The following is a 16102-nucleotide window of genomic DNA, read 5'->3' as shown; positions in this document are numbered from 1 at the left end:
GGGGTCAGGGAGATAGCGGTTGCAGATCTCGAATCAGAAGTATCGTCGATGATGGAGTCTGTTGCCAGTCTCATGTATGCATCAGGAGTGGATCTTGGGATCCCCGGAATCAGACTTGATTATTACTTCTGTTATGATGAAGAAACACCCAGCAGGCATCTGCAGCTCAGAACGATAGTAGACCGGAATAATCCGTCAGTCCCATCTGTCACCCCCATTACCACCCAGGCTGACTGGTCTGAACGGGAGATGATCGAGTTTCTGGGTGTCAGGGTGAAAAACCATCCGGATCCCAGACATCTCTGGCTTCCATTGAACTGGGATGACATGCACACCGGAGCAGCTCCGGACCGAGATCCGACCACCGACCGTATCAATACCAGCCCACAAAAAACCCCGCCACGGGATCATATCTTCAACCAGCCACTCTCGGTGGTGCCATACGGCCCGTACCACCCGGCTTTGATAGAGAGCAATTATCTGAAGATGTCAGTTGAAGACGAGACAGTAATAGACGCTGACCTGAAACTCGGATTCAATCACCGCAGTATCATCAAACTCATGGAACGGAGAGACTACTACAAGGATATTTTTCTGGCAGAGCGGATATGCGGATTCTGCAATGTTCATCAGTCCATGACCTTTGTGCTGGCAGTAGAAAAGATCGGGGATATTGCGGTCCCGCCAAAAGCACAATACACCCGGACGTTACTCTGTGAACTCGAACGGATGAAGAGTCACCTGCTGGCAATTGGTCTCAGTTGTGATCTGACCGGATTTCGGACCATGCTGATGCACTCGATCCGACTCAGGGAAGATATTCTTGACAGTCTTGAGGTGATCTCAGGTCAGCGGATCAGTCACGGGATGATGACACTCGGCGGAGTAAGAAATGATATTACCCGGGTTGATGCTGATTTCATCCGGTCAAAGTTGTCAGGACTGAAACAATCGATTCCCGATTACTTTGAGCAGCTCGAAGCAAATGATATCTTTATTGACCGGCTCAGGCATACCGGGATACTCACCCCTGCAGATGCAAAGAAACTCGGTGCAGTCGGACCGATTGCAAGGGGTAGCGGCTTGAGGGTTGATATCAGGAAAAATTCACCTTACGGAGCATACGAAGATCTCAACTGGGAGATGGTGACCGAGAACGGGGGGGATTGTCTTGCACGGATGAGAGTCAGGATGCGGGAACTGCTCATTTCTCTGGATATCTGTGAGCAGTGCTGCGATGCTTTCAAATCAGTATCATCCCCGATCATCGGACCAGTGAACGAGTTGCCATGCGGTGAGAGCATCGCAAAGTCAGAGCCCCCCCGGGGGGAACTGCTCTATCATGTCGCTTCAAACGGTACGAACACTCCTGAATTTGTCAGGCTTCGGGTTCCGACCTACCCGAATGCCAGGATCATGCTCAACCTGATCAATGGAGGAAATCTGGGGGATGTCCCGGTAGTCATCGGTAGTGTAGATCCCTGCTTCTCGTGTGCCGACCGGGCTACCATCGTCAGGAAATCCGGGGAAGAAGTCATCAACCTGAGACAATGTGGAGGTTAAATGGATCTCTTCTGGATTAATCCATTGATAGCATTCTGCTGTGGGATATTTCTCTCATTCGGTATCAGAAAGGTAAATGCCAGAATTCAGGGGAGAAGAGGACCACTGGTTCGTGTTCCCCCTCAATGGCATGATATCAATTATTCCAAGATATTACAACCACTCTATGATATCCTCAAATTGTTCTCCAAAAAAACAAACATTCCCGCAACTGCAGGTTCGCTCTTTATTATCTCACCAATCCTTGCTATTCTTTCAGGCATTCTTGCAAGTTTGTTCGTCCCGATAGCAGGAGTCTCATTCTCATACTCATTTGATCTGGTTGTGCTCTTTTATCTCCTGATGGGAGAACTCCTCTTTGTTATCATCGGAGGGATTACCAGTGCCTCTCTATTTGCCGTAATAGGTGGGGTCAGGGAGATTGAACTGATGCTCACCAATGAGATCCCATTCATCCTTGGAACCTTTGCCCTGGCAATCACCTATGATACCCTCTCGATTCAGGTGATGATGGGATTCAATCTGATCACCAATCCTTTTGCTGCCATCGTGGTTTTTCTTGCAATCCTGGTTAAGCTCCATATGAAGCCGTTTGATATCGCAGAAGCAGAGTCTGAGATCGTGAGCGGACTTACCACCGAGTACAGCGGTAAACTTCTTGGCCTGCTTGAAGCCACCAAGGTTATCATGCTTTTTGTGTTGGTAGCTCTGTTTACCGATCTCTTCCTCTGGGTTCCATCAACAGGAATTACTGCAGTCCTGGTCTTTATAGCAGGAGCCGGGGTAACCTGTCTGCTGATTGGAATTGTCCACTCCCTTTTTGGAAGGTTCAGAATTGATCAGGCTACCTGGTGGTTATTCAAGGTCCCACTCGTCCTCTCGATCATCGCGGTTCTCTGGGCAGCAATACCGAGGTATCTGCTATGAATCTGAAGACCCGAATAACGGCATACGGCAGACTGCTCTCCCGGTTATGGACAAAGCCGCCAACAGTCAGAGATATATTCGGTTTCATTGCTTCAGGATCACGTGGACTCCCCAGACGGGATGAGACCAGATGCACCGGATGTGGTGCCTGTAATGAACGTTGTTCGAGTGGAGCCACCTCAAGTACTGATGAAGGTACAAGTAGAACAATCTCCATTGACAGTCTCAGGTGCATCTTCTGTGGACGATGTGCTGATGTCTGTCCGGAAGGAGCACTTGATCTCACAGCCGGACCGGTCTTTTCAGAGAGGAATGGACAACAGCAGTCATCAGATCTTTCACATCCTGGTAATGCGGATTGGCTCAGCCTGACCGACAACGATCTGGATATTACAGTTGCTGACCGGTTTGCAGCACAGATCAGCCTTTCTCATGAAATTCATGAACGGGATGACACGGTTGATACCACCCTGACGCTACAGACCTGTCCGGTGTGTGGAGAAGTAATGCCGGTCACTGAAACGTTTCTACGGGTTATCGCAGAACGGGTTCTTGAGAACCTGCAACCAGATACCGCTCTGGTAGTCAGGAAAGATATGGAACGATATCTGACCGCCTGCATCTCCTGCAGGAGAAAGATGAGCATTGAGTGGAATACACATCCGAGGAAGTTCATATGAGCATGTCTCATACCTTTATGAAGCGGTCGCCATGGGTTTATCATGCTCATGCTGGTGGATGCAATGGGTGTGATTTAGAAATTCTGGCATGCATGGGACCAAGATATGATTTCGAGCGGCTTGGAATCAAATTAGTATCATCACCCAGGTTTGCCGATATTCTTCTGGTGACAGGTCCTGTCCCACTCCATACCAAGCCATTCCTGGAGCGGGTATATGCACAAACCCCTGACCCCAAACGGGTGATTGCGATGGGTGCATGCGGGTGTTCAGGAGGGGTATTTGTTGATAATGAGAACTACTCAATTGCCGGGCCGGTTGAACGGATCATCCCGGTTGATGTCCGGATTCCGGGATGTCCGCCAAAGCCGGAAGCAATTCTCGACGGGATTCTGAAAGTAATGAGAACATTCTGATGATTGAGATGTACAACCTTTCATACCAGGTTCCGGTGTTCGTTCTGAAGATTCCGGACGAAAAAATGGTAACTAATAACCACTTGGGAGGAGGCAGGGATGCTTGAATATTTTGCTCTGGTCCCGGTCCTCTTCCCACTTCTGGGAGCGGTGATCGTGTATCTCCTGCTTAGGTTTTCTGAACCAATTCAGAAGGTATTCATTCTCAGTTGTATGGTCGCCCTCTTTATCGTGGATCTCGGATATCTTCTTGCCCTGTTGAATGGGATGATCGATGAGATCTCGCTCGGACCACTCGTGCTTGATGCCGCCGGGATGTTTATCTCTACCCTCGTCACCTTCCTCGGGACGCTGGTTCTCTGCTATTCTTTTATATATCGTAAAAAGACCGAATTTGACGCAACTTTTTTCATCATTTATTTCCTGCTCGCCGGTATGATGTGTGGGATGGCCTGCACCTATAATGTCCTTGTCATGCTCGTCTTTCTTGAGGCGGCAACGGTCACCAGTGCATTCCTGATCCTGTACGGAAGGACGAAACGGGCAATTAAAGCCACGTATATCTATCTCGGGATCAGTATCGTGGAGGTCATCCTGGTTGTATACGGGGCATTCATCCTCTTCAGCAGCACCGGAACCCTGGATCTCAGGCAGATGGATATCAGTACAATTGCTCCACCTGATATTTTCCTCCTGGGCGTTCTCTTCCTCTTTGGATTTGGAACCAAAGCAGGACTATTTCCCCTCAGTGCCATCTGGCTTCCTCCCGCTCATGCCGACGCTCCTGCTCCGGTAAGTGCCACCATGTCAGGTATCCTGATCAAGGCCGGGCTCATCGGTATGGTGAAGGTTATGTACCCGTTCTACATCCTGTCAGGAATAGATACGCTCATTCTCATTGTCCTCTTTGTAGGGACGCTGAATATGGTAATCGGCGGGATAATGGCATTTTTTGCTGAGAATATCAAGCGGCTACTCGCCTGGAGCAGTATCAGCCAGATGGGATACATTGTAATCGGTTTTGGTCTGGCAACACCGGTAGCAATCTACGGGTCCCTGTTTCATATCCTCAACCACATGCTCTTTAAGGGTAGTCTCTTTCTCATCGCCGGAGTTCTCCTCTTTCAGGTAAAGACCCTGCGAATTCACCGGATGGGCGGGCTCGCAAAGGTAATGCCACTGACGGGTCTATGTTTTCTCATCGCTTCGCTTGCGATGTCAGGAGTTCCATTTCTGAACGGATTCATCAGTAAGGAGATCATCTATGAAGGTTCAGTCGAAGCAGGGTTTCCGGTTCTGCTCTCCGTCTTCGGACTGGATCTTACCATCTTCGGAATATTTGGCTGGATAACCAGTATTATCATTTTCATATGCCTGATGCGGGCATTCTATCTGATATTCATGGGTGAACCGCAGGATGCATTCAGGAATCTCCGGGATCCCCCGCTCTGTACCATGCTTCCGATCCTGATTCTGGTAGCCTTATGTGTACTCATCGGTCTGTTTCCTGATCTGGTTTCAGGAAGTCTGGAACAGATTGCAGAGACCATTTACCAGATGAGAGGATGATTTTTTTTTGATGCAGAATTTACCCGGAACAATCTGGAGTGAACTTTCACTCAGGCTTGGCTCTCTGGATCCGGATGAAATTATATTTGTTGGAGTTGGTAACCGGATGAAGGGGGATGATGCCATAGGCCCCATCCTGCTGGATCTCCTGCATGAATCGTTTTCTCACCGGATCGATGCCGGTGTTGCACCTGAAGAATATACCAGTGTAATAAAACGACTGAAACCTTCAGCAATTGTGTTTTTTGATGCCCTTGATCTTGGATCTCTTCCAGGAGAGATTCAGATCATTGAACCTGAAGAGATCGCCAGATTTCGGGGAAGCACTCATACCCTCTCCCTTGATCTCATACTCGAATATCTTGCAGAAGAGACCGGAGCAGATGTGTTTGTTATCGGGATTCAGTATGCAAGAATTCATGATGAACCAGGACTTTCTCCAGGAATAGAGTATTCGATCAGGGAATGTGCAGCCTTGATATACTCATCAATTACTGCAACAAATGAGGAAAGAAAGGGTGATGCAGGGATCATCACCAATAGCAGGAGAGAGACCTGTCAGAACTTCGACCAGGAAAAAAAATTTTGGGATATTATCTGAAGACCTCAAACAGGATAAAGAGAGCAAATGCAATAAGAACTGCTCCTATAATTCCCCTTAGAGCACGACGCTGTTCAATTCTCCACTCATTCACCCGCTCAGGAGGAAGCCCGAAGGTGACGAGCACCAGGATAAGGATCAAAGGCATCACAAAGGCGATGTTATAGATGAACAAGTAGCCCAGGGCCTGACTGATATTGGATTTAAAGGATATCATCGAGATGATTGAAAGATATATGCCACCAGTACACGGGAGTTCGAACATTCCCACGAGAATGCCTAGGACAAATGCAGCAGGTAATGTCCCTGTTTTTATTACCCGGTTGATAAGGCCTGACTGCGAAGCAGGGATTCCCAGCGTAGGTTTATCTTTTGGGAATATGGCATCTTTTATCATGAGAATACCAGCTACAAGCGCAACGCATCCTGCAACAATCGAGAAGATCATTGTTGCTCCGGTAGTCTGAATCACCGTGAATAACCCAACTCCTGACAGGTAGTAAAAGATAAAAACAGCGGCAGTGTACACGAGTCCGGCTGTCAAAATCGCTTTTTTGCTCAGTTGAGCCATCAGATAGACAAGCAGGAAGACAAGGACTGCAAAAGCACAGGGATTTATTCCATACAGCAATCCTGCTCCGATGATCATGAGTAACGGAATGTCGCTGTCAGAAGTACCATCCTGCTGTCCTGACAGGGTCGGGAGAGAAAAGAAACCTGAAGAACTCGTGTGCTGTTTCTGTAAGGTTAACAGTTCACCAAGGTTCTTTTCAATGTCAGAATTTCCTTCAAGCGTAAGATTTCCGATTACGATAGTGGGTGTTGAGAGAAATTTAATATTGTGAGCGTTTTTGTAATTTTTAAACATGGTCTGGTTTTCAGTGCTGTTAAACAGATCGTAGGGGGCAATCGTAATTCCTGGATGATCACGGGAGATCGTACGTAGAAATTCGTCAGCATTATGGCATGCTTCACAATGGATGTTCGTAAAAAAAATCAGTTCTCCTGATGGAATACCACTGGTAATCTGGGATAGATCATGCTGAATATAGGAACTGATATTCTCCTCTTTCAGATCAGTCCCGTCTCCTGTATATACAGCCCCGGGGACTGGCGAGACCAGGAGACCAGAGAAGAGACAACAGAGGAGGAGAGCGATCAGAACTGCCCGTACCGGGTGACCAGATTGGATATGAAAAAAAACCATAGAATTCTGATTATAATATTAATTACAATATATAACAGAATTTCGCTGCATCAACTCTAAAAGAAAAAATGATCGGTATTATACCGGCCAGATAGGTAGAATGGTCCGCTCATGAACCTCATTGATTACCTGTGCAAGAGCGGTGTACACGGCTGAAAATCCACAGATGATTCCTTCATATCCGGCAATGCGGGTGATTGCTTCAATACCGGTGATATCACCCAGGGCGAGCAGGAAGAAGAGAATCGCCAGTGATCCAAAGATAAACTGGAGTGCACGGTTTGCCCGGAGCGTTCCGACAAACATGAATGCCGTAAATAAGCCCCACATCGCAAGGTAGGACGCCATAGCGGTATTACCACCTGTTCCGTCAGCCAGTCCCATCTTAGGAAGAATGAGAATGAGTACCAGCGAGATCCAGAAGAGCCCGTACGAGGTAAAGGCAGTGGCTCCAAATGTGTTATTCTTTTTCCACTCCATAATCCCGGCTATTACCTGAGCGGCTCCTCCATATGCAATTCCCATTGCCAGAATCATGGAACCAAGGGTAAAAAAACCGGCATTATGCAGGTTTAATAACACTGTCGTCATTCCAAATCCGAGCAGTCCTAAAGGGGCAGGATTTGCAGTTATCTCTGCAATTATCATCTTGTTGTTTGAAGGTTCTGACTGTCCCATACATACACCTCACACCAGGGATTCTTCAAAAGCTGGATCTCGAATATGAATAATCCCCAGAAATCGGATTAATGAGGGTACACGTCAGGAGGTATATATATTTCCGTAAAATCCAGAACAATTTTAGGCATTCGCAAAAAAATCCGACGGGTTATGGCTATAAAAAATCTGAAGAGATTCAATAGGTATTCAGGTTCCAAAGCAGAGACGGTTTATTTGATATCAGTATAGCACAAACCGCAGAAGTACACCAAAATTTCAATGATGAAAAGACAATATGTAACTGGGTAACATATGGACAATACCGAATGGGAACGGATATTTAATGCGATTCCGGATATGGTCTCCCTGATAGGGCCGGATCACCGGATTCAAAAAGTGAACACGGCAATGGCTGACCATCTCGGGGTAACACCGGATGAGGTTATCGGAATGCACTGCTTTGAAATTGTTCATGGGACCTCAAATCCGATCGTTACCTGCCCTCACACCGCTCTGATACTGGATAAAAAAGAGCATGCATCAGAAATTTACAATAGTATCAATCAACGGTTCTACCATGTGAGTTGTACTCCCCTGTTCACCTCTGATGAAAGCCCGGTTGTCAGCATTCATATTATCCGTGATATCACCGAGCAGCAGCAACGCGAAAATAAAATAATCGCTGATAATGCATTTATTCAGCTTCTCATGGATACCATACCAAATCCAATATTTTATAAGGATACTGAAGGCCGGTATCTTGGTTCCAATGGGGCCTGGGACACACTAATCGGGGTTAAAAAAGAAGAGATCCTTGGAAAAACGGTTCACGATATACTTCCTGAGGAGTTTGCACACGAACATGAAATACGTGATACCGCACTCCTCATTACCGGTGGAAGTGTCCAATATGAGGCACAGATTCCGGGTCCTGATGGAAAAATTCATGATATTATCATGAATAAGGCTGTCTTTTCAAACGAAACCGGGGCTTTCGCGGGTATTGTCGGCATTATTATCGATTTCACCGATCGGAAACGACTGGAAAATGCCATAATGGAGACAAACCGAAAACTCTCTATCCTTTCCTCAATTACCAGGCATGATATTCTCAATTCAATAACCGCACTGACCGGATATCTTGAATTCAGCCGGGAAAAATGTACAAGCCCGGAACAGGAAGGATTTCTATCCAAATCAGCCCAACTTACATCAATTATCCAGAGACAGATCGAATTTACCCGGATGTATCAGGACGTCGGGATTAAACCACCTGAGTGGCAGTTACTATCAGGTCTTATCGGCAGGGCGATGAAGTCTCTGGACCTGACTGGAATCAATGTTGAGAATAAGGCCGGGTGTATTGAGATCTATGCTGAACCACTAATCGAGAAGGTCTTCTTTAATCTCATGGAGAACAGTCTTCGCCATGGAGGAACCATATCGCGGATAACCGTAACTACCGAAAATGACAGGGATTCCCTGAAGATCATCTATACTGATGACGGATCCGGTATCAGTGAAGCAGATAAAAAAAGGTTGTTCACAAAGGGTTTTGGAAAAAATACCGGATTAGGCCTGTTTCTCTCCCGTGAAATACTTGCAATCACAAAGATGACCATTACTGAAACCGGTATTCCTGGTAATGGGGTAAGATTTGAGATCAGCGTTTCTTCAGGATCATATCGGATGGTACCGAACGATATTGAATATACTTGAGATACCGGGAACTGGATCATAGAACAACAGCTGAGCGAACCATCTGAAACCTTAAATTTTTCAAAATCAATGGGTGTATACCATACCGGAATGACTCACATGAGAAAGGAACTAGGTTTCTCCGGACTTGAAGCAGCGGTAATACTAATAGCCTTTGTCGTAGTTGCAGCAATATTCGGGTATACGATGTTGAGTACCGGTTTTTTCGCCACCCAGCGGTTTCAGGAAGTAACCTACGCAGGTGTCAAACAGAGTACTTCTACCGTCATCACTGATGGCTTCATCAGAGGGACATATAGTGAGAGTAATGGTGGGTTGCAGTCTTTGAGCATCAGTATCAGTGTTCCTGAAACCGGAGAAGCAATAGACCTCTCTGAAATGGTTTATTATTATGTCAGGGATAGCGGGTCTGGCGGTGAGATTCCCCTGAGTGCTGTAACACCACATACAGGACTCCTCTCTCCCGGTGCCAGCACCAGGATCCGTCTGGATCTTGATGCTGCAAATATGGAGGGACCGATGGTTGGAGGTTCATTCTCACTTGAGATAAAACCCCCGCTGGGAGCATCAACACTGATTCAGCGAACCCTGCCAACTGCATTTGCAGGCGGGTACATCTCATAACTTGTAAAAAGAGATTACTGGGTCTGTATTTTTTTCAGATTAAAAGAACCCATTATTGCTGATATTCCACCAATGAGTGCGAAGAGTCCTGCCACGAATGGAAGAGAGAGGGCTGCTTCAAGTGGATACACCAGCAAAAGAATACCAAAAATAACACTGAGCAGACCAAGTGCTACTGACCCCCAGTCCTTCGCCTGATATCCATGATACAACTGGGTTGCTCCAATAATGATCCCCCATATTGCGATGATCATTATGAAGAACGGTAGAATAACCAGTGTGCTAATGAGCGGATAACAGAGAATAACCAGACCGGCAAGGAGACTGAGAACTGCAGAGATCACTTTCAGGCCCATGTTTGACCGATCTGTGGTAAGACTGAGCAGAGAAAAGATCCCTCCAACAAACCACCAGGCTCCGATCAAGGTAATCATGGCAAGCGTAGTGATCACCGGGGTAATGAGGAAGAGTATCCCAATAATAATGGCACAGATTCCCCATAGCAAAACGTTCCACCAGGGAAATGTCCCAACGCAGGCAAGAGCCTGTACATCTGATGTTTCTACGGTTTCAGACATATGACTACATATTCTTGTTTCCTTATAAATATACTTCAGATTCAGATCTGGTCAACATTGGATATGATCAGGTCATCTTCAGGAGAGGTCTTCTTTGAGACAGAATAGATCGTCACAGGTATCTGTTCTGGTGCTGAACTCATATGACCATGTCTCTGGATGAGGCACTCAGGACGATAGCAGAACAGGCATGTGTCGATCATTTTGGTATTGCCGATCTCAGACTTGCCAGTGATGCGGTCCGGGCTCAGGGAGGAGACGGCCTCGCAGGTTTTCCATATGCCATATCTATTGGTATGAACCTGATCCATCCACTTGTTGATCTTCTGCCTGATAACTCAGAATCAGGCTCAATTCAGTACCGGCATCAATCCTATGACGTTATTAATACCAGACTCGATATCCTGATCTCACAGATAGCCGGACGAATACAGCATGAAGGGTATGTAGCACTTCCGGTATCTGCATCAACCAGAACGGAAAAAGCCAAGATCGCCGCATTTTTCTCACATAAACTGGCAGCACATTGTGCAGGTCTTGGATGGATCGGAAAAAGCTGTCTGCTTATCACTCCTACAGTTGGACCACGTGTCAGATGGGGAAGCGTTCTGACCAATGCACCCCTGATTCCAACCGGCACACCGATGGATGAGCGGTGCGGAACCTGTCAGGAATGTGTGGATTCCTGCCCGGTACACGCATTCACCGGAGAACCTTTCAGAGAAGAGGATACACGAGAAGTCAGATTTGACGCCTCAAAATGCGACCGCTATTTCTCTTCACTGCGGGAACAGGGAAAAGAGGCGGTATGTGGAATGTGCCTCTATGTCTGCCCTTATGGAAAACGGGCTTCGAAAAAGATAACTCTCTGATATCAACGTGATTCAGATTCACCGAGAACCGGTATCTGAATCTCAGTCATCAGTTCATGTTCAGGAACCTCACCTGGATCGTTGAGATACAACTCTCTGCCAGGAATACCAAGCGATAATCCGTTTTCTGCAGCATACGCATATGCCCGGGAATACCCTTCATGAATCCCCATATATGGCCCTTTGTAAAGGAGCGTCAGGAACCGGCCCCCGGTCAGGACTGACACCCTTACTCGATCATCATCACCTGGTAATCTGCCAAGCACTGGAAACGCAACCTCAATATCTGCATCGGTTTCCCGGTATTCCCCATCATGATAAATGCTCATCGGTGGCCCTGCTACCCGAAACCCTGACGGACCTGAATCAGCGGATTCGGCAACAGTACACAGTTCGGTGATCAGACGACCAATGGTCTCCTGATATTCTCCTTTGTCGCGGATACTCATCACTCGTATCGGAGAAATATCCTTTAATTCAGGTTCTGAATAACTCATCGGTATCAACTCTAGTGAGGACTCCTGATGTTGGAGGATCTCCTCTATGGTATGTAACCGGTCAATCTCTCTCCCGATCTGGATACGACGTTCCGCAATAATCTGTCTGATCCTCTCATCATCACCGTTCTTTTTTGCCTGAAGCATTGATGCTATCTCGTCAAGATTGAAACCGAGAAGTGTAAGAGAACGGATTGCCACTCCTGTTCCAATCTGAGTGACTGAATAACTTCGATACCCGGTAATCCGGTCCTTTGATGCCGGAACCAACAGGCCTTTCCGATCATAAATTCGCAATGCCTTCAGAGAGAGATGACTCATAAGGGAAAACCTTCCAATCGGGATCTGATCGATTGCCATTGATTACACTCATGTGTGGTTCACAAACTGGTAAAGATGACCGCAGTCTTACCCGGGGAAGAGTCAGGGCATATCAAAATTTTCGGACTATGATGAATATCCTTTTGACAGGGACAAGGATCCTGTTTTTCCCGGTTCTCAGCTAACGTGATCGCATGGTCAGGGTTATCGATTCTCCCCGGATCATTCCGGCAGCAGGTTCTCCTCCGAAAAGCATCGCGGAGTATATCGGGAGGGCAGTCTCCGGAACCAGCCAGGCAAGTATTGCTATGATGAATAGTCCTCCGGGCTGGAGTGAACCTGGACAGATTCCTGAATTTGATGAGTATTCACTGGTACTGAAGGGAACACTTCTCATCACCACCAGGACTGACCAGTTCCAGGTTCAGAGCGGACAGGTTGCAATTGCTCAGGCCGGAGAATGGGTACAATACAGTTCCCCGGATGGCGCCGGGTATGTGGCAATCTGTGTACCTGCTTTCAGTCCCGACCTTGCACACCGGGATGGATCGGATCATACTGATATCAGGCAGGATCAAAAAGTGGTTATCACCTATGAGGAGTACGGTTCAGAAGGGCTCGCTCTTCTTGAGGATCTCTGGAATCAACTTCGGATTCACCATGTATGCAATGCCCGGCATTTCAGGGATCACCTGCAATCCCGATCCTTTTCTGAACGATGTACTGATGTCCTGACCACCAATGAAGGCAGGGAACTGCTTGTACACCTCGCACGGGATACAAACAAGGTGCCTATCGGGTTTTGTATCAGTTCAGCAGCAACCGGTTATTTTGGTGAGATAGAATCGATATTTGTTCAGCCAGAATACCGGTCATCAGGGATTGGAACGACCTTTATGAACCGTGCGTTATCATGGATGGGTCAGCGGGAAGTGACCGAGTACAGGGTCGGAATCTGTGAGGGAAATGAGCAGTCATTCAGATTTTATGAGCGGTTCGGTTTTTATCTTCGGAGACATCTGCTCATCAGGAGAGGGTAGGATCAATTATGAGTTCAGCGTTATTGTTGATTGATATTCAGAACGACTATTTTTCAGGCGGAAAGATGGAACTTGTTCATGCAGAAGAGGCAGGTATTCAGGCAGGAAACCTTCTCAAGGCTGCCAGGATCAAAAAGATTCCGGTAATACATATTCAGCATCTCTCAACGAGACCCGACGCCTCCTTCTTTATTCCGGGAACAGCGGGTTCAGAAATATATAAACAGGTCTGTCCGCAGACGGGTGAATCCATTGTTCAGAAAAATTATCCAAACAGTTTCAGAGATACGAATCTGGGGAAGATCCTCACTGATGCCGGGATTGACCATCTCATTATTGCAGGTATGATGACCCAGATGTGTGTGGATGCAACGGTCCGTGCAGCTGCAGACCTTGGATACCGCTGCACGCTCGCATCAGATGCATGTGCAACCCGGGATCTGAACTGGGACGGAAACATCATACCGGCCGCAGAGGTTCAGGGTGCATTTCTGGCAGCCTTATCAGGACTGTATGCCCGGGTTATTCCGGTATCTGAAATTCTGAATCAGATCTCCAGCCCTGTATAAGGGATGGGATGACTCCCACCAGCGGTCATGAGAACCATCCTTCTTATATGGCCAGATAGGTACCAGGTTGCGATGAGTAACCGGGGAGAATCTGATCCAGAGTAGTATACATCATACGGATGTAGTCAGGATCAAAGGCTGGCATGGAATAACAGGATGACCATGTGATCTGTTCTCCAAAAGTTGAGATCGCAAAACAGAATCCGGGAGGATGATTATGGGTTGGCAGAAGAAATGCATGGCTGACCGGAATTCCGGGATCAAGATTTTCCGGAGAGATGATACCTGTATTTGTATAGAGAGGAGATCGTTTCCCTTCAGCTAAAATTCCCTCCCACTGTTCCTGCATCTCCTTGCGCGCAGAGGTGCATCCTGCATCATAAAGCCGCTCTGCTTCCAGTACTGCATCGATGCCCGGATGTTGTGTTTTTATCAGTGTCATCAGATCATGTGTCCGGGATGTTGTCTCTTCCAATGATTCGCCAGGCACTACCGGGACAGTAACCTCAAATGCGGTAGAGTAGTTGAGCACCGATCGAACCGGTACTTCAGTCAGATAACGCCGGAGATCGATGGTATGAAGCAGACTGATCGCCCGGTTGTCACCCGGTTTCATGAGTGAGGAGCAGACCTGGGCAACTACGGCAAGCAGGAGATCATTCATTGTCACTCCCCAAACTTTACGCACTGCCTGTATGGTTTGTACCCGTTCCCGGTTCATGAGAAGGAGTGAGAACTTTTTTCTCTCACTGTCAAGAGAACGGAGTGGGACTGAAAATTTCCCAGACCATGCAACCTTACCTGAGGGTGGACTGGTAAGATCCGGAACCAGTGAAGATACCCGGGGAAGGCACCGCTGATTAATTTGAGATGGAGATAGGTGAATTTCTTCACTATTTATCAATGATCGGTACAAGGTAAGAATGAGGTTTACAAAATCCTTCATACCTCTCCCGTCCATCGTGGTGTGATGGGCGTTAAGAACAAGTATGTCTCCCTGATCTTTGGTATGGTGAAGATAAACCGCCTGTACAAGAGGGCCGGAAAAAGGGTCTACCTGATATGATAGTGCATGCTCAAGATAGTGAATCGGATCAGAGACACATCTCCGGATTACCAGGTCCGTTCCCCCGATATGAGGAATCTTCTCCCACCAGAGCATATCGTTAAGCTGAACCAACCGACACCGGGTTATCGGTTCTGCTTCAGTCGCCAGCATGACAGCCTGAACGAGTGTATTATACTGCAACTGCCCGTCAAGCATGATAACCAGATGAATCATCTGATCTGAAAAACCACAGAGCAGTTCTGAAAAAAAATCAAATGGATTGACCTGATACCGGGAAAGAGGCGGATCCGGGAGTGGTGATACCTGATGATCAGTCATCGCTATGATGCCTGTAGTTGTGGAGTCTCTTTCAGATACTCCCTGAGCACCTGTCCAAGCCTGGCAATTCCATCATCAATGCGTTCTGGTGTTGAGTTCGAGAAGTTCAGCCTGACGGTATCAGCACCTCCGCCATCAGTATAGAATGGAAGGCCTGGCAGAATTGCCACATCTTTCTGTATTGCCCGTTCAAAAAGTTCCATCGAAGAATATCCACGGGGGAGCGTGACCCAGATAAACATCCCTCCATCAGGCCTGGTGCAGGCAACTTCGTCCGGGAATTCTGATCTGATGGCGGCCAGCATACAATCACACTGGCTTGCATATGCTGCTGAAATTTTTGCAATATGGGTGTCAATCGGATAGTCGTCCAGAAATCGGGCAATGATTCGCTGACTCAGAATATTTGAGTGGAGATCAGTGCCCTGTTTCACGGTTATAATCTGCTCAAGAATCGGTTTGGGAGCCGCGATCCATCCCATCCTCATACCGGGAGCTACGATCTTGGAGAACGATCCACTCATAGCGGTCAGTTCTGGGATGAATTTTTTCATGGATGGCATCTGTTCACCTCTGAACCTGAGTTCTCCGTACGCATCATCTTCCACAAAGACTATGCCGGATTGGTCAAGTACTCCAGCCACCTCCTCACGGTTCTTTTTAGACCAGGTAATTCCGGATGGATTCTGGGAGTTTGGAACGCCATAAAAGAAACAGGGATTATCCCTGGAGAGAACCTGCTTCAACTCTTCAGGATCAGGCCCTTCTGAAGTCAGCGTAACCGGGGCAAAATGAGGTTCATACATCGAGAACGCCTGGATAGCCCCAAGATACCCGGGGCGTTCGATTGCAACGGTACTTCCCGGATTAAT

17 protein-coding genes are annotated in these 16102 nt (G+C 47.3%); 11 read left to right on the top strand and 6 right to left on the bottom strand.

All coding sequences use genetic code 11. The features are described from left to right. From LUQ50_RS13120 to LUQ50_RS13095, 6 genes are all read left to right on the top strand, one after another. The coding region (locus tag LUQ50_RS13120; RefSeq protein ID WP_300040382.1) for an NADH-quinone oxidoreductase subunit C at nt 1-1563 on the top strand (1563 nt) is incomplete at its 5' end. Continuing rightward, nucleotides 1564-2490 (top strand): respiratory chain complex I subunit 1 family protein, encoded by a 927-nt coding sequence (locus tag LUQ50_RS13115; RefSeq protein WP_300040380.1) that lies wholly within the window; start codon nt 1564-1566, stop codon nt 2488-2490. It abuts the gene before it with no gap. Then, nucleotides 2487-3170, top strand: a complete 684-nt coding sequence (locus LUQ50_RS13110) for a 4Fe-4S binding protein (protein WP_300040378.1) — start codon at nt 2487-2489, stop codon at nt 3168-3170. Before LUQ50_RS13115 ends, LUQ50_RS13110 begins: the two co-directional genes overlap by 4 nt. Next, nucleotides 3167-3586 carry an NADH-quinone oxidoreductase subunit B family protein gene (locus LUQ50_RS13105; RefSeq protein WP_300040376.1) on the top strand — a complete coding sequence of 140 codons (420 nt, stop codon included), beginning with the start codon at nt 3167-3169 and terminating at the stop codon, nt 3584-3586. The genes LUQ50_RS13110 and LUQ50_RS13105 overlap by 4 nt, the downstream gene beginning before the upstream one ends. 99 nt (nt 3587-3685) lie before the next feature. Then, nucleotides 3686-5155, top strand: coding sequence for a complex I subunit 5 family protein (locus LUQ50_RS13100; RefSeq protein WP_300040374.1), 1470 nt, complete (start codon nt 3686-3688; stop codon nt 5153-5155). Between the two features lie 10 nt (nt 5156-5165). Beyond that, entirely contained in the window at nt 5166-5756 is a 591-nt protein-coding gene (locus tag LUQ50_RS13095) for a hydrogenase maturation protease (protein ID WP_300040372.1), read from the top strand. Here the strand turns inward: LUQ50_RS13095 and LUQ50_RS13090 are convergent. Further along, nucleotides 5749-6963 (bottom strand): cytochrome c biogenesis CcdA family protein, encoded by a 1215-nt coding sequence (locus tag LUQ50_RS13090; protein WP_300040370.1) that lies wholly within the window; start codon nt 6961-6963, stop codon nt 5749-5751. The genes LUQ50_RS13095 and LUQ50_RS13090 overlap by 8 nt on opposite strands. 78 nt (nt 6964-7041) lie before the next feature. Continuing rightward, the gene (locus LUQ50_RS13085; protein WP_300040368.1) at nt 7042-7641 is read right to left on the bottom strand and encodes an acetate uptake transporter; all 600 of its coding nucleotides are present in this window, start codon (nt 7639-7641) and stop codon (nt 7042-7044) included. A 294-nt stretch (nt 7642-7935) separates the two neighbouring features. Between LUQ50_RS13085 and LUQ50_RS13080 the strand changes: the two genes are divergently transcribed. Then, nucleotides 7936-9342, top strand: coding sequence for a PAS domain-containing protein (locus tag LUQ50_RS13080; RefSeq protein ID WP_300040366.1), 1407 nt, complete (start codon nt 7936-7938; stop codon nt 9340-9342). Nucleotides 9343-9441: 99 nt separating this feature from the next. Further along, a complete protein-coding gene (locus LUQ50_RS13075) occupies nt 9442-9966 on the top strand; it encodes a flagellin (RefSeq protein WP_300040364.1) in 525 nt (174 codons plus the stop codon). Nucleotides 9967-9980: 14 nt separating this feature from the next. Here LUQ50_RS13075 and LUQ50_RS13070 read toward each other — a convergent pair whose 3' ends face one another. Further along, nucleotides 9981-10544, bottom strand: a complete 564-nt coding sequence (locus tag LUQ50_RS13070) for an HdeD family acid-resistance protein (protein WP_300040362.1) — start codon at nt 10542-10544, stop codon at nt 9981-9983. A 143-nt stretch (nt 10545-10687) separates the two neighbouring features. On the opposite strand from LUQ50_RS13070, the gene LUQ50_RS13065 reads away from it, so the two are divergent. Continuing rightward, the gene (locus LUQ50_RS13065) at nt 10688-11416 is read left to right on the top strand and encodes a 4Fe-4S double cluster binding domain-containing protein (RefSeq protein ID WP_300040360.1); all 729 of its coding nucleotides are present in this window, start codon (nt 10688-10690) and stop codon (nt 11414-11416) included. Between the two features lie 2 nt (nt 11417-11418). On the opposite strand, the gene LUQ50_RS13060 is transcribed toward LUQ50_RS13065, so the two are convergent. Further along, nucleotides 11419-12273 (bottom strand): GyrI-like domain-containing protein, encoded by an 855-nt coding sequence (locus tag LUQ50_RS13060; protein ID WP_300040358.1) that lies wholly within the window; start codon nt 12271-12273, stop codon nt 11419-11421. 155 nt (nt 12274-12428) lie between these two features. Between LUQ50_RS13060 and LUQ50_RS13055 the strand changes: the two genes are divergently transcribed. Together LUQ50_RS13055 and LUQ50_RS13050 are read left to right on the top strand one after the other, a co-directional pair. After that, the gene (locus LUQ50_RS13055) at nt 12429-13274 is read left to right on the top strand and encodes a GNAT family N-acetyltransferase (RefSeq protein ID WP_300040356.1); all 846 of its coding nucleotides are present in this window, start codon (nt 12429-12431) and stop codon (nt 13272-13274) included. 8 nt (nt 13275-13282) lie between these two features. Beyond that, nucleotides 13283-13843, top strand: a complete 561-nt coding sequence (locus LUQ50_RS13050) for a cysteine hydrolase family protein (RefSeq protein WP_300040354.1) — start codon at nt 13283-13285, stop codon at nt 13841-13843. A gap of 43 nt (nt 13844-13886) precedes the next feature. On the opposite strand, the gene LUQ50_RS13045 is transcribed toward LUQ50_RS13050, so the two are convergent. Together LUQ50_RS13045 and LUQ50_RS13040 are read right to left on the bottom strand one after the other, a co-directional pair. After that, nucleotides 13887-15230 carry a hypothetical protein gene (locus LUQ50_RS13045; RefSeq protein WP_300040352.1) on the bottom strand — a complete coding sequence of 448 codons (1344 nt, stop codon included), beginning with the start codon at nt 15228-15230 and terminating at the stop codon, nt 13887-13889. Nucleotides 15231-15232: 2 nt separating this feature from the next. Continuing rightward, on the bottom strand, nt 15233-16102 hold an 870-nt coding region (locus LUQ50_RS13040), incomplete at its 5' end, for a PLP-dependent aminotransferase family protein (protein ID WP_300040350.1).

Source organism: Methanospirillum sp., assembly GCF_028679455.1.
Lineage (GTDB): Archaea > Halobacteriota > Methanomicrobia > Methanomicrobiales > Methanospirillaceae > Methanospirillum.
This window is presented reverse-complemented; position numbering and strand designations above follow the sequence as displayed.

Coding starts and splice junctions, on each gene's coding strand:
- LUQ50_RS13090 (WP_300040370.1), bottom strand. CDS start 6,963: ATGGTTTTTTTTCATATCCAATCTGGTCACCCGGTACGGGCAGTTCTG.
- LUQ50_RS13080 (WP_300040366.1), top strand. CDS start 7,936: ATGGACAATACCGAATGGGAACGGATATTTAATGCGATTCCGGATATG.
- LUQ50_RS13050 (WP_300040354.1), top strand. CDS start 13,283: ATGAGTTCAGCGTTATTGTTGATTGATATTCAGAACGACTATTTTTCA.
- LUQ50_RS13065 (WP_300040360.1), top strand. CDS start 10,688: ATGACCATGTCTCTGGATGAGGCACTCAGGACGATAGCAGAACAGGCA.
- LUQ50_RS13115 (WP_300040380.1), top strand. CDS start 1,564: ATGGATCTCTTCTGGATTAATCCATTGATAGCATTCTGCTGTGGGATA.
- LUQ50_RS13045 (WP_300040352.1), bottom strand. CDS start 15,230: ATGACTGATCATCAGGTATCACCACTCCCGGATCCGCCTCTTTCCCGG.
- LUQ50_RS13095 (WP_300040372.1), top strand. CDS start 5,166: ATGCAGAATTTACCCGGAACAATCTGGAGTGAACTTTCACTCAGGCTT.
- LUQ50_RS13085 (WP_300040368.1), bottom strand. CDS start 7,641: ATGGGACAGTCAGAACCTTCAAACAACAAGATGATAATTGCAGAGATA.
- LUQ50_RS13075 (WP_300040364.1), top strand. CDS start 9,442: ATGAGAAAGGAACTAGGTTTCTCCGGACTTGAAGCAGCGGTAATACTA.
- LUQ50_RS13070 (WP_300040362.1), bottom strand. CDS start 10,544: ATGTCTGAAACCGTAGAAACATCAGATGTACAGGCTCTTGCCTGCGTT.
- LUQ50_RS13055 (WP_300040356.1), top strand. CDS start 12,429: ATGGTCAGGGTTATCGATTCTCCCCGGATCATTCCGGCAGCAGGTTCT.
- LUQ50_RS13060 (WP_300040358.1), bottom strand. CDS start 12,273: ATGGCAATCGATCAGATCCCGATTGGAAGGTTTTCCCTTATGAGTCAT.
- LUQ50_RS13105 (WP_300040376.1), top strand. CDS start 3,167: ATGAGCATGTCTCATACCTTTATGAAGCGGTCGCCATGGGTTTATCAT.
- LUQ50_RS13110 (WP_300040378.1), top strand. CDS start 2,487: ATGAATCTGAAGACCCGAATAACGGCATACGGCAGACTGCTCTCCCGG.
- LUQ50_RS13100 (WP_300040374.1), top strand. CDS start 3,686: ATGCTTGAATATTTTGCTCTGGTCCCGGTCCTCTTCCCACTTCTGGGA.